We start from the raw sequence: 12,278 nt of genomic DNA on the forward strand, positions 1-12,278 counted from the left end.
GTGGACGGCTTCACGACGTTCGGCACCCAGCACCTGGTGATGCTGGGCGTCGCCGCGGTCGGGCTGGTGCCCGCGGTGCTCGTCGGCCAGACCCGGCCCGACGAGGCGGCACGACGTCGTACGAGCCGGGTGCTGGCGGTCGTCCTGGTCGTCGTGCTGGTGCCGCTGCAGACCCTGGGCTTCCTGGGCGGGCGGTACGACGTGGACACCACCCTGCCGCTGCAGCTGTGCGACCTGGCCAGCCTCGCGGCGGTGGTCGCGCTGTGGACCCACCACCGCTACGCGGTCGGCCTGACGTACTACTGGGGCCTGCTGATGACGACCCAGGGCCTGCTGACCCCGGCGCTGGACACCGGCTTCCCCTCGGTCGCGTTCGTCGGGTTCTGGGCCCTGCACCTGCTGGTCGTCTGGTCCGCGGTGCACCTGACCTGGGGCGTGCGGCTGCCGCCGACGTGGCGGGAGTACGTCACGACGGTGGCCACCACGCTCGTCTGGGCCGGCGCGGTCTTCCTCTTCAACGGCGCCGCCGGCACCAACTACGGCTTCCTGGAGCGCAAGCCCGAGGGGTCCGTGCTCGACGTGCTCGCGGACTGGCCGACCTACCTGGCCCAGCTCGCGGTGATCGTGCTGCTGCTGTGGGCGCTGATGACCCTGCCGTGGACGCTCGTGCGCCGCCGGTCGCGTCAGCCCGCCTGAACCTCCTGGGCGGCCCGGGCGGCCCGGACCTTGTCCCGCAGCACCTCGGTGCCGTCGGGCGTCCCGCCGACCGAGGCGATCCAGTCGTAGCACTCCTGCCGCTCGGCGTGGCACATCAGCCCGACGACGTCGCCCGGGGCGGCCTGCGCGACCAGCGCGACCAGCGACTCGAGCTCGGTGTCGTACGACGCCACGTCGTCGGGCCCGACCCCGACGTGCCCGAGGCCCTCGCGCAGCCAGGCGTCGAGCTCGGCCTGGGTGCGGTCGCGGAAGTACTTCGCCTTGTGCCCGATCGCCACGAGGTCGGCGTCGCGTCCGGCGATCTCGCCGAGGGACTCGATCAGGTCGCGGGTCCGGTCGCCGACGACGCCGAGCCCGAGCAGCACCCGACCGCCGGGGCTGCGCACGCCGCGCATGATCTCGACCATCGCCTCCAGACCGACCTCGTTGTGCGCCAGGTCCATCACGACCGTGACCGGGCCCCGGTCGGTCGGCACCGTGAAGAAGTTCATCCGGCCCGGGTTGTGCTCGGCGTCGGGGGTGAAGTCGCGGAGCCCGCCGACCACGTCGTCGCGGTCGAGACCGGCGGCCAGCGAGGCCGACGCGGCGGCCAGCGCGTTCTCGACGTTGAAGCGGGACAGCCCGCTCAGCGTCATCGGCACCTCGACCAGCTCGACCAGCGGGTCCGGGTCGGCGTCGGGACGCAGCACGCAGATCCAGCCGTCGATCACCGTGGTGACCCGTCCGCCGGCGTCGAGGGTCTCGCGGACCGCGGGCCCGTCGGGGTCCCGGGTGAAGATCCACCACCGCGCGCGGGTGGTCCGCCGCATCGCGTGCACCCGGGGGTCGTCGGCGTTCAGCACGGCCCAGCCGTCCTTGCGCGTGATCCACGGGACCACGGCCTTGACCTCCGCGAGCTGGTCGACGGTGTCGATGCCGTGCAGGCCGAGGTGGTCGGCGGTGACGTTGGTGACCACGGACACGTCGTTGTGCACCAGCCCGATGCCCTTGAGCAGGATGCCTCCGCGGGCGGTCTCGGTGACCGCGAAGTCGACCTCCCGGTGGGCCAGCACCCGTCCGGCGCCGGAGGGACCGGAGTAGTCGCCGGCCTCGACCAGCACCCCGTCGACGTAGACGCCGTCGGTGTTCGACCAACCGACGTGCCGGCCGGCGTGACGGGCGACGTGCGCCACCATCCGGGAGGTGGTCGTCTTGCCGTTGGTCCCGGTCACCGCGACCACGGGGACCCGGGGGCGGATCGTGGTCGGGCGCGGACCGGGCTCCACCCCCCGTACGGCCTCCGCGGCGTCGGCGACCAGGTCCTCCAGCGCGGCGGCGTCGGGCGCCGTGCGGGCCGGGAGCCCGTCGAGCACGCCCGCGACGGCCTCGCCGAGGGCCCGGGCGCGGCTGCGGTCGCGCCAGGGGTAGGCCACCACGATCCGTGCGCTGTCGCTGGTCGGCCGCACCCGGATGCCGAGGCGGGTCGTGCCGGCCTCGCGGGCCACCTGGCGGACCAGCTGCTCGACCACCCGCAGCACCGCGCGCTGGCGGAAGCCGCTGCCGGGCGCCCCGGGGCGGACCCGGGTCAGGCCGACCCGCGTGGCGAGCCGGCGTACGGCGTCCTCGGGGGCGTCGGACAGCACACCGGTGTCCAGGGTCAGCTTGATCGCGGCGCGGGGGAAGTAGAGGTTCGGTCCTTCGAGGACGCGCAGCTCGACGAGGGAGGTCACCGCCCGCACGCTACCGGCGCGGAGCAGGCGGGCGAGGAGGGGTCAGGCACCCATCGCGTGGAAGCCGCCGTCGACGTGGACGATCTCGCCGGTCGTTGCCGGGAAGAAGTCCGACAGCAGCGCGCACACGGCCTTCGCGGTGGGGCCCTGGTCGGTGTTGTCCCACCCGAGGGGCGCGCGGTCGCTCCACATGTTCTCGAGCTGCTCGAAGCCGGGGATCGCCTTCGCGGCCAGCGTCTTCAGCGGCCCGGCGGAGACCAGGTTGACCCGGATCCCCTGCGGCCCGAGGTCGCGGGCCAGGTAGCGCGAGGTCGACTCCAGGCCGGCCTTGGCCACGCCCATCCAGTCGTAGGCCGGCCAGGCGACGGTCGCGTCGAAGGTGAGGCCGACGACCGAGCCGCCCTCGCTCATCAGCGGCGCGCAGGCCACCGACAGCGACTTCAGTGAGTAGGCGGAGACCTGCACGGCCTGGGCCACGTCGGGCCACGGCCCGTCGAGGAACTTGCCGCCGAGCAGCGTCTCGGGGTTGCCGAAGGCGATGGAGTGGACCACGCCGTCGAGGCCGTCGACGTGCTCGCGGACCGCGTCGGGCAGCGCCGCGAGGTGCTCGTCGTCGGTGACGTCGAGCTCGAGCACGGGCGGCTCGACCGGCAGCCGCTTGGCGATGCGCCGGGTGATGCCCAGCGCCCGGCCGAAGTTGGAGATCAGGACGGTGGCGCCCTGCTCCTGCGCGATCCGCGCGGTGTGGAAGCCGATGGAGGAGTCCATGGTCACCCCCGCGACCAGGATCCGCTTGCCCTCGAGGAGTCCCGCCATGTCAGTGTCCCATCCCTAGTCCGCCGTCGACCGGGATCACGGCCCCGGTCACGTACGCCGCGTGGTCGCCGGCCAGCCAGGTCACCGCGCCGGCGACCTCCTGCGGGGAGGCGTAGCGCCCCAGCGGCACCTGCTGCTTGATCGCCGCGCGCTGCTCGTCGGTGAGCACGCCGGTCATGTCGGTCTCGACGTAGCCGGGGGCCACGACGTTGGTGGTGATGCCGCGCGAGCCGAGCTCACGCGCCATCGAGCGGGCCATCCCCACCAGGCCGGCCTTGGAGGCGGCGTAGTTGACCTGGCCCGGCGAGCCGAGCATCCCGACCACCGAGGAGATCAGCACGATGCGTCCGCGCTTGAGCCGCAGCATCCCCTTCGAGGCCCGCTTGACCAGGCGGAAGGTGCCGGTGAGGTTGGTGTCGATCACCGACGACCAGTCCTCCTCCGACATCCGCAGCAGCAGCGTGTCGTGGGTGATGCCGGCGTTGGCGACCAGCACCTCGACCGGGCCGTGCGCCTCCTCGACCGTGCGGAACGCGGCCTCGACCGCCTCGGGGTCGGTCACGTCGCAGCGCACGTCGAGCGTGCCGTCCGGCGCGCCGCCGTTGCGGGTCGTCACGGCCACGCGGTCGCCCTGGGCCACGAAGGCCTCGGCGATGGCGCGGCCGATGCCACGGTTGCCGCCGGTCACGAGGACCGAGCGGCCGGACGGGGCCTCGGGTGGTGCGGGGGTCTCGTCGGTCACAGGCAGCGACGCTAGCGATTACCCGCAGGTAGCCCTAACGGCAGGTCGGCCGAGCCGGGGTCCCGGTCACTCGTCGTCCTCGAGGCGGAAGCCGAGCTTCATCCCGACCTGGTAGTGCTCGACCGTGCCGTCCTTGATCTGGCCGCGGACCTGGGTGACCTCGAACCAGTCGAGGTGGCGCAGCGTCTGGCCGGCGCGCTCGACGCCGTTGCGGATCGCCTCCTCGATGCCCACGGGGGACGTGCCGACGATCTCGGTCAGGCGGTAGGTGCGGTTGCTCATGCGCGGAGTGTAGGCGCGCCGCCGACGGAGGGTGACGCGTCCCACCCCTGAGGGGCCGGGATGGGTGCACGCACCGACGTACTCTCGAGACATGGCCCGAACCCCGCACGACGACGGCGCGGTCCGCATCACCACGGCCGCCACCAGCCGCTCCGCCGACATCGCCACCCGCCAGCGTCGCTACCTCTGGTCGATGAGCCTGCGGTCGGCCTGCTTCGTCGGTGCCGGTCTCGCCGCGCTCGCCGGGATCGGCTGGCTGTGGCCGATCCTGATCGCCGGTGCCATCATCCTGCCCTACATCGCGGTGGTGCTCGCGAACGCGGCCACGACTCGGACCGACGTCTTCGAGCTGCAGCAGGTCATCGCCACCGACCGCCAGCTCGGTCCCGCCGGCCCGCGCGACTGACGGTGGAGCCGGACGTCTGCTCGGCCAAGGGCTGCCGCGCGCCCGCCGAGCACCAGCTGCGCTGGAACAACCCCAGGCTGCACACGCCCGAGCGCCGCAAGACGTGGCTCGCGTGCGAGGAGCACCGCGAGCAGCTCGAGCACTTCCTGGGCTCGCGGGGGTTCCTCAAGGAGACCGTCGCCCACGTGCCCGACGGCATCGAACCCTCCTGAGGAGCGGGCCCTAGCCGCCGATGGCCGACATCGGCCGGTCCGGCTGCAGGAACGTGACGTCGTCGATCCCGTGGCCCGCCGCCTTCGTGCCCATCGCCACGACCCAGCGGTCGGCGATCTCGTCGTCGGTCGCCCCGCTGCGCAGCGCCGTGCGCAGGTCCGACTCGTGGCGCGCGAACAGGCAGTTGCGGACCTGGCCGTCGGCGGTGAGCCGGACCCGGTCGCAGTCGCCGCAGAACGGGCGGGTGACCGAGGCGATGACACCGACCGTGCCGGGTCCGCCGTCGACCAGGAACTTCTCGGCCGGGGCGCTGCCCCGCGGCTCGACGGCCGGGGTGAGGGTGAACACCTCGGCCAGGCGGGCGAAGATCTCCTCGGCGGTGATCATCCCCTCGCGGCTCCAGTCGTGCTGGGCGTCGAGCGGCATCTGCTCGATGAAGCGCAGCTCGTAGCCGCGCTCCAGGCACCAGCCGAGCAGCTCGGCGGCCTGGTCGTCGTTGGTGCCGCGCAGCAGCACCGCGTTGACCTTGACCGGGCCCAGCCCGGCGGCGTCGGCGGCGGCGAGGCCGGCCACGACGTCGTCGAACCGGTCGCGGCGGGTGATCTGGTGGAAGGTCTCGCGGCGCACGGTGTCGAGGCTGACGTTGACCCGTGCGAGCCCGGCCGCGGCGAGCGCGCCGGCGTTGCGCTGCAGGCCGAGGGCGTTGGTGGTGATCGACTGCTCGACGGTGGGGTCGAGGGCGTGCACCTGCTCGACGATGCCGACCAGGCCCCGGCGGATCAGCGGCTCGCCGCCGGTGTAGCGGACCTCGCGGACGCCGAGCTGCTGCACGCCGATCCGGACCAGGCGGACGACCTCGTCGTCGGTGAGCACCTCGTCGGTCGGCAGCCAGTCCAGGCCCTCGGCGGGCATGCAGTAGTTGCACCGCAGGTTGCAGCGGTCGGTCAGGGAGACGCGGAGGTCGCTGGCGACGCGGCCGAAGCTGTCCTCGAGTGCGCGGGTCTGCATCTCCCCACCCTAGGGCCCCGGCGGTTGGTCGTGGTCGCCGCCGGCGCATGTGGGGCCGCTGGATAACCTGGTGCCTGTGAGGTCGCTGCGGTTCCTGCTCAGCCGGCGCTGGGTCCTCCTGGCACTGGCCATCGCCGTCGTCGCCTACGCGACCTGGTGGCTGGGCGGGTGGCAGTTCGACCGCCTCGCGGACCGCCAGGACAGCAACGAGGTGGTCCGGGCCAACGAGGAGCGCGAGCCCGCGCCCGTCGAGGACGTCCTCGCCCCGGGCGGCGACGTCGGCGACAGCGACGAGTGGCGGGTGGTCAGCGCCACCGGGCAGTACGCCGTGGACGACACCGTGATCGTCCGCTACCGCACCCGTGACGGCGCCGCCGGCGTCGACGTCGTGGTCCCGCTGGTGACCGCGGACGGCACGTCGCTGCTGGTCGACCGCGGCTGGCTGGCGACCGAGGCCGCCGGCACCGCGCCGTCCGCGGTCCCCGAGCCGCCCAGCGGGGAGGTCACCGTCACCGGCTACGTCCGCGCCGACGGCGAGGGCGACAGCACCGGCGTCGTGGACCAGCAGACCCGCGCGGTCAACAGCGCGAGGATCGGCGAGGCGCTGGACCGCGAGGTGTACGGCGGGTTCGTCGAGCTCCGCTCCGAGGACCCGGGCCCGGCCACGGCCCTGGAGCCGGTCGAGCTGCCCGAGCTGGACAACGGCCCGCACTTCTTCTACGGCCTGCAGTGGTGGTTCTTCGGCCTGCTGGCCATCGGGGGGTTCGGCTACCTGGCCTACGACGAGTGGCGCGGCGGGGGCCCCCGGGGCCCCCGCCGTACGTCGTCCCGCCCGGGCGCCGACGCCCCGAGCGACGAGCCCTCCCCCGCCGGTCGGGCCGGTCTCAGCGGGCGCTGACGACCTCGTCGGTGGCGAACTGCGTGCGGTAGAGGTCGGCGTACAGGCCGCCACGCGCCAGGAGCTCGGCGTGCGTGCCGCGCTCCACGATCCGGCCCTGCTCGAGCACCAGGATCAGGTCGGCGTTGCGCACGGTCGAGAGCCGGTGGGCGATGACCAGCGAGGTCCGGCCCTCCAGCGCGGCGTCGAGCGCCCGCTGCACGGCGGCCTCGGACTCGCTGTCGAGGTGGGCGGTGGCCTCGTCCAGGACGACCAGCGCCGGAGCCTTCAGCAGCAGCCGGGCGATGGCCAGGCGCTGCCGCTCGCCACCGGAGAGCCGGTAGCCGCGGTCGCCGACCACGGTGTCGAGCCCGTCGGGAAGGCTGCGGATCATCGGCTCGACCTGCGCGGCGCGCAGGGCCTCCCAGATCTCGTCGTCGCTCGCTCCGGGCCGGGCGTAGGCCAGGTTGGCGCGGATCGTGTCGTGGAACATGTGGGCGTCCTGGGTGACGTACCCGACGGCGGCCTCGAGCGACTCCAGGGTGACGTCACGCACGTCGTGGCCCCCCACCCGCACGACGCCCTCGCGGGGGTCGTAGAGGCGCGCGACGAGGTTGGTGACCGTGGTCTTGCCGGCGCCGGACGGGCCGACCAGCGCCACCATCTGCCCCGGCTCGGCCTTGAAGGACAGGTCCTGCAGGACCGGGCCGCTGTCCTCGCGGCCCTCCTTGCGCGCCACCGACTCCAGCGAGGCCAGGGACACCTCGTCGGCCCGGGGGTAGCGGAACGACACGTGGTCCAGCTCGAGGCTCGAGGAGCCGGGCGGGAGCACGCCGGCGTCGGCCTTCTCCTCGACCAGCGAGGGCAGGTCCAGGACCTCGAAGACCCGGTCGAAGCTGACCAGGGCCGTCATCACGTCGATGCGCACGTTGGCCAGGCCCTGCATCGGTCCGAGCAGGCGCAGCAGCAGCGCACCGAGGGCGATCAGGGTGCCGGGCGAGAGCTGCTGCTGGATGGCGAGGTAGCCGCCGACGCCGTAGACCAGGGCGGTGGCCAGGGAGGGCACCAGCGTCATCGCGGCGAAGAACAGCCTGGTCAGCAACGAGATCCGCACGCCCAGGTCGCGGACCCGGTCGGCCTTGGCGGCGAAGAGGACGTCCTCCTCGCTGCGCCGACCGAACAGCTTGAGCAGCATCGCGCCGCCCACGCTGAACCGCTCGGTCATCGCGTTGCCGAGGTCGGCGTTGCCGTCCATCTGGTCGCGGCTCATCCCGGCGAGCCGACCGCTCACCCAGCGCGAGGTCAGCAGCAGCACCGGGAACAGCGCGAGGCAGAGCAGGGTCACCTGCCAGCTCAGCGCCAGCATCGTCACGCCGACCACCACGACCGAGACGGTGTTGGAGACCGTGCCGGACAGTGTCGAGGTGAAGGCCCGCTGGGCGCCGATGACGTCGTTGTTGAGCCGGCTGACCAGGGCGCCGGTCTGGGTCCGGGTGAAGAACGCCAGCGACTGGCGCTGCACGTGGGCGAAGACGCGGGTCCTCAGGTCGTAGATCAGCCCCTCGCCGATCCGTGAGGAGAGGTAGCCGCTGACCACGGACATCGCGGCCGTGAGGACGGCGAAGAGCGCGATGCCGGAGGCCAGCAGCACGACGACGGAGACGTCACCGTCCAGGACCCCGTCGTCGATGACCCGCTGGATCAGCAGCGGCGGCACGACCACCAGGGCGGCCTCGAGCACCGTGAACAGGAGGAAGACCGCGATCAGCCGGCGGTGCGGTCGCGCGAAGCTCACGACGCGGCGCAGGGTCTGCCGCTCGATCTTGCTCTCGACGGCCGACCGGTCCGAGCGCAGGTACCGGAAGGAGGCACCGCCGCCACTGCTCATCAACGACAACACGTCCTCCGGACACGATCGACGACGCCGCCTCGTCGCGGTGTCCTGGTCACAACCCCGTGGGGGGTCTGGTTGTTCCGCACCCGACCTCGGCCGGGGGTCAGCCGGGTCCCCCGGCGCCCAGCGCCCGGAAGCGGCGCACCTGCGCCTCGCGCTCGAGCCGGCACTGCTCGGCGAGCTCGCGGCCGGCGGCGCCCTGGAGCAGGGCCTTGGTCTCCGTGACGACCTCGGGCGCTGGCCCCAGCAGGGCGGCGACCAGCTCCTGGACGGCCGCGTCGAGCGCGTCGGCGGGGACGCTGCGCAGCGCCAGGCCGATCGCGACGGCCTCGGGGCCCTGCACGGTGCGTGCCGTCGCGCACAGCTCGAGCGCGCGGGCGTACCCGACGGCCTCGACCAGCGGCTTCGTGCCCCCGAGGTCGGGCACGAGCCCGAGGACCGACTCCTTCATCGAGAACCCGACGTCGTCGGTCACCACCCGCAGGTCGCAGGCCAGGGCGAGCTGGAACCCCGCGCCGATGGCGTGGCCGTGCACGGCGGCGACCGACACGAAGCGCGGGTCGTGGAGCCAGGTGAACCCGGCCTGGTAGTCGGCGATGGTCGCGGCCATCGCCGCGTCGTCGAGCGCGAAGAGGTCGCCGACGGCCTCGACGCCGTCGGGTGCGCCCCCGGGCAGGAGGAGGCTGCGGTCCAGGCCGGCCGAGAACGACGCACCGGCGCCGCGGAGCACGACCACGCGGACGCTGCCGGGCAGGTCCGCGCCGAGGGCGGCCAGCGCCCGCCACATCGTGGGCGTCTGGGCGTTGCGCTTCTCGGGCCGGTCGAGGGTGACTGTGGCGAGCGCGCCGTCGAGGTCCAGGTCGAGGCGGAGCCCGGCGCGGGCGAGGTCGTCGGGGCTCATGGCCGTGAGTGTAGGCAGCGGCGCCGACATCCCGCCCGGGCCGCTCCTGGCTCAGGCCAGGGAGACCAGGTCGGCGTAGTCCGGGCTCCAGAGGTCCTCGGTGCCGTCGGGCAGGATCAGCACCCGGTCCGGCTCCAGGGCCAGCACGGCACCCTCGTCGTGGGTCACCAGGACGATCGCGCCCTGGTAGGCCCGGATCGCGCCGAGGACCTCCTCGCGCGAGGCCGGGTCCAGGTTGTTGGTGGGCTCGTCGAGCAGCAGCACGTTGGCGCTCGAGACGACCAGCGAGGCCAGGGCCAGGCGGGTCTTCTCACCGCCGGAGAGCACGGCGGCCGGCTTGTGGGCGTCCTCGCCGGAGAACAGGAAGGAGCCGAGCACGCTGCGGGCCTCGGTGTCGGTGAGCTGCGGCGCCGCGGACTGCATGTTCTCCAGCACCGACCGGCTGGTGTCCAGGGTCTCGTGCTCCTGGGCGTAGTAGCCGACCTTCAGGCCGTGGCCGGGCAGCACCTTGCCGGTGTCCGGGGCGTCGACCCCGGCCAGGATCCGCAGCAGGGTGGTCTTGCCGGCGCCGTTGAGCCCGAGGATGACGACCCGCGAGCCGCGGTCGATGGCCAGGTCGACGTTGGTGAAGACCTCCAGCGAGCCGTACGTCCGCGACAGCTCGGCGGCGGTGAGGGGGGTCTTGCCGCAGGGCGCGGGGGCCGGGAAGGCGATCCGGGCCACCTTGTCGTCGGCGCGCTCGGCCTCGACACCGGCCATCATCTTCTCGGCACGCTTGAGCATCGACTGCGCGGCCTGGGCCTTGGTGGCCTTGGCGCGCATCTTGTTGGCCTGGTCGGTCAGCGTCTTGGCCTTGGACTCGGCGTTGACCCGCTCGCGCTTGCGTCGCTTCTCGTCGGTCTCGCGCTGCAGCAGGTAGCGGCGCCAGCCCATGTTGTAGACGTCGATCGTGGTGCGGTTCGCGTCGAGGTGCAGGACCTTGTTGACGGTCTCCTCGAGCAGGGCGTTGTCGTGGCTGATCACCACGAACCCACCCTGGTGGGCCTTGAGGTGGTCGCGCAGCCAGCCGATCGAGTCGGCGTCGAGGTGGTTGGTCGGCTCGTCGAGGATCAGCACCTCGGCGCCGGAGAACAGGATCCGGGCGAGCTCGACGCGCCGGCGCTGGCCACCGGAGAGCGTCTTGAGCTGCTGGTCCAGGATCCGGTCCTGGATCCCCAGGCTGGCCGCGATCGTGGCGGCCTCGGCCTCGGCGGCGTACCCGCCGGCGGAGTGCAGGTCCGCGTCGGCGCGGGTGTAGCGCTTCATCGCCCGCTCGCGGACGTCGCCGTCGTCGCTGCCCATCTCCTCCTCGGCGGCCCGGAGCCGCCGGACGACCTCGTCGAGGCCGCGCGCGGACAGGATCCGGTCCCGGGCCAGGACCTCGGGGTCGCCGACGCGCGGGTCCTGCGGCAGGTAGCCGACGTCGCCGGACGTGGTGACCCGGCCGCCGGCCGGCTGGGCCTCGCCGGCGAGGATCTTGGTCAGGGTCGTCTTGCCGGCGCCGTTGCGCCCGACCAGTCCGACCTTGTCGCCGGGGCCGACGCGGAAGCTGACGTCCTCCATCAGCAGGCGGGCGCCCGCGCGGACCTCGAGCTGGTGGGCGGTAATCATCTGGGTCACTAGTGTAGGGATCCCCGCGCACCGGGCCGGTGCCGCGGGTCGACGTCGCGCCCGAGGTGTGACCCGGGACTCAGGAGACGGCGTGCGGTTCAACCCCAAGGCCCGGCTGGACACGCGACGCGTGCGCGACACCGGCGGCTCCCGAGGGCGAGCGGGAGGTCGTACGGCGGGTGCGGCCCGCGGCGGGTCGGGCCTGCCGGTGTCGCCCGGTGCGCTCGGCGGCGGCGGGATCGGCCTGCTCGTGGTCGTGGGGGTCGTCCTGCTCCTGGTGCAGGTGCTCGGCGGCGGGGGCGGCGGGAGCGGCGCGGTCGACGGTGCGCTGGACACGAGCCGGGTGGGCGGCTCGGACCGGTACGCCTCCTGCGCGACCGGGGCGGACGCCCAGGCCTCCGCCGACTGCGCACGGGTGGCGGTGGAGAACTCGCTGACCGACTTCTGGACCGACGAGCTGGGCTCCCGCTTCCGCGCCGAGGAGGCCCTGGTGACCTTCGCGTCGTCGGTCGACACCGGGTGCGGGGCGGCGTCGTCGGCCGTGGGTCCGTTCTACTGCCCGGCCGACGAGACGATCTACCTCGACACCGACTTCTTCGACGAGGTCCTCGAGCGTCGCCTCGGCGGGCCCGACGGCGGGTTCGTCGAGCCGTACGTGCTGGCCCACGAGTACGGCCACCACGTGCAGAAGGTCCTGGGGACGATGGGGCGGGTGCGGACCCAGCAGGGTCCGACGAGCGACGCCGTACGCCTGGAGCTGCAGGCCGACTGCTACGCCGGGATGTGGGCGTCGGCGGCCACCACGACCGACGACGACAGCGGCGAGGCGCTGGTCAGCGAGCTCACCGAGCAGGACGTCCAGCAGGCCCTCGCGGCCGCGCAGGCCGTGGGCGACGACCGGATACAGGAGCGCACGCAGGGACAGGTGACCGAGGAGACCTGGACGCACGGGTCGGCGGCCTCGCGGATGCGGTGGTTCACCACGGGCTTCGAGCGGGGCTCGCTCGAGGCGTGCGACACGTTCGCGGCCACCAGCCTCTGACGGACGCGACCGCGGGGCGGG

Annotated in this window: 13 protein-coding genes; 5 read left to right on the top strand and 8 right to left on the bottom strand. The window is 73.4% G+C overall.

Annotated elements, in window-relative coordinates:
- Window positions 1–696 carry a YwaF family protein gene (locus ENKNEFLB_RS12280; RefSeq protein WP_214055690.1) on the top strand — a complete coding sequence of 232 codons (696 nt, stop codon included), beginning with the start codon at window positions 1–3 and terminating at the stop codon, window positions 694–696.
- On the opposite strand, the gene ENKNEFLB_RS12285 is transcribed toward ENKNEFLB_RS12280, so the two are convergent.
- From ENKNEFLB_RS12285 to ENKNEFLB_RS12300, 4 genes are all read right to left on the bottom strand, one after another.
- The gene (locus ENKNEFLB_RS12285) at window positions 684–2,426 is read right to left on the bottom strand and encodes a Mur ligase family protein (protein ID WP_214055691.1); all 1,743 of its coding nucleotides are present in this window, start codon (window positions 2,424–2,426) and stop codon (window positions 684–686) included. The genes ENKNEFLB_RS12280 and ENKNEFLB_RS12285 overlap by 13 nt on opposite strands.
- A 42-nt stretch (window positions 2,427–2,468) precedes the next feature.
- Complete coding sequence (fabI, locus tag ENKNEFLB_RS12290; protein ID WP_214055692.1) at window positions 2,469–3,242, bottom strand: enoyl-ACP reductase FabI; 774 nt, start codon at window positions 3,240–3,242, stop codon at window positions 2,469–2,471.
- Between the two features lies 1 nt (window position 3,243).
- Complete coding sequence (locus ENKNEFLB_RS12295) at window positions 3,244–3,984, bottom strand: beta-ketoacyl-ACP reductase (protein WP_214055693.1); 741 nt, start codon at window positions 3,982–3,984, stop codon at window positions 3,244–3,246.
- 66 nt (window positions 3,985–4,050) lie between these two features.
- The gene (locus tag ENKNEFLB_RS12300) at window positions 4,051–4,266 is read right to left on the bottom strand and encodes a dodecin (RefSeq protein WP_214055694.1); all 216 of its coding nucleotides are present in this window, start codon (window positions 4,264–4,266) and stop codon (window positions 4,051–4,053) included.
- A 91-nt stretch (window positions 4,267–4,357) separates the two neighbouring features.
- Here ENKNEFLB_RS12300 and ENKNEFLB_RS12305 point away from each other — a divergent pair, with 91 nt between their 5' ends.
- Together ENKNEFLB_RS12305 and ENKNEFLB_RS12310 are read left to right on the top strand one after the other, a co-directional pair.
- The gene (locus ENKNEFLB_RS12305) at window positions 4,358–4,672 is read left to right on the top strand and encodes a DUF3099 domain-containing protein (protein ID WP_214055695.1); all 315 of its coding nucleotides are present in this window, start codon (window positions 4,358–4,360) and stop codon (window positions 4,670–4,672) included.
- 2 nt (window positions 4,673–4,674) lie between these two features.
- Entirely contained in the window at window positions 4,675–4,884 is a 210-nt protein-coding gene (locus tag ENKNEFLB_RS12310; protein WP_246535509.1) for an acetone carboxylase, read from the top strand.
- A 10-nt stretch (window positions 4,885–4,894) separates the two neighbouring features.
- On the opposite strand, the gene moaA is transcribed toward ENKNEFLB_RS12310, so the two are convergent.
- Complete coding sequence (gene moaA, locus ENKNEFLB_RS12315) at window positions 4,895–5,893, bottom strand: GTP 3',8-cyclase MoaA (protein WP_214055696.1); 999 nt, start codon at window positions 5,891–5,893, stop codon at window positions 4,895–4,897.
- 76 nt (window positions 5,894–5,969) lie between these two features.
- Here moaA and ENKNEFLB_RS12320 point away from each other — a divergent pair, with 76 nt between their 5' ends.
- A complete protein-coding gene (locus ENKNEFLB_RS12320; RefSeq protein ID WP_214055697.1) occupies window positions 5,970–6,791 on the top strand; it encodes an SURF1 family cytochrome oxidase biogenesis protein in 822 nt (273 codons plus the stop codon).
- On the opposite strand, the gene ENKNEFLB_RS12325 is transcribed toward ENKNEFLB_RS12320, so the two are convergent.
- The 3 genes from ENKNEFLB_RS12325 to ENKNEFLB_RS12335 form a co-directional block, all read right to left on the bottom strand.
- Window positions 6,778–8,658, bottom strand: coding sequence for an ABC transporter ATP-binding protein (locus tag ENKNEFLB_RS12325; protein ID WP_214055698.1), 1,881 nt, complete (start codon window positions 8,656–8,658; stop codon window positions 6,778–6,780). The two genes, ENKNEFLB_RS12320 and ENKNEFLB_RS12325, sit on opposite strands and share 14 nt — an antisense overlap.
- A 109-nt stretch (window positions 8,659–8,767) precedes the next feature.
- Window positions 8,768–9,565: an enoyl-CoA hydratase/isomerase family protein gene (locus ENKNEFLB_RS12330; RefSeq protein WP_214055699.1), complete on the bottom strand. Its 798-nt coding sequence runs from the start codon at window positions 9,563–9,565 to the stop codon at window positions 8,768–8,770.
- Between the two features lie 51 nt (window positions 9,566–9,616).
- The gene (locus tag ENKNEFLB_RS12335; RefSeq protein WP_214055700.1) at window positions 9,617–11,215 is read right to left on the bottom strand and encodes an ABC-F family ATP-binding cassette domain-containing protein; all 1,599 of its coding nucleotides are present in this window, start codon (window positions 11,213–11,215) and stop codon (window positions 9,617–9,619) included.
- A gap of 91 nt (window positions 11,216–11,306) precedes the next feature.
- Between ENKNEFLB_RS12335 and ypfJ the strand changes: the two genes are divergently transcribed.
- Window positions 11,307–12,257 (top strand): KPN_02809 family neutral zinc metallopeptidase, encoded by a 951-nt coding sequence (gene ypfJ / locus ENKNEFLB_RS12340; protein WP_214055701.1) that lies wholly within the window; start codon window positions 11,307–11,309, stop codon window positions 12,255–12,257.
- Window positions 12,258–12,278 lie beyond the last annotated feature (21 nt).

The organism is Nocardioides aquaticus, from assembly GCF_018459925.1.
GTDB lineage: Bacteria > Actinomycetota > Actinomycetes > Propionibacteriales > Nocardioidaceae > Nocardioides > Nocardioides aquaticus.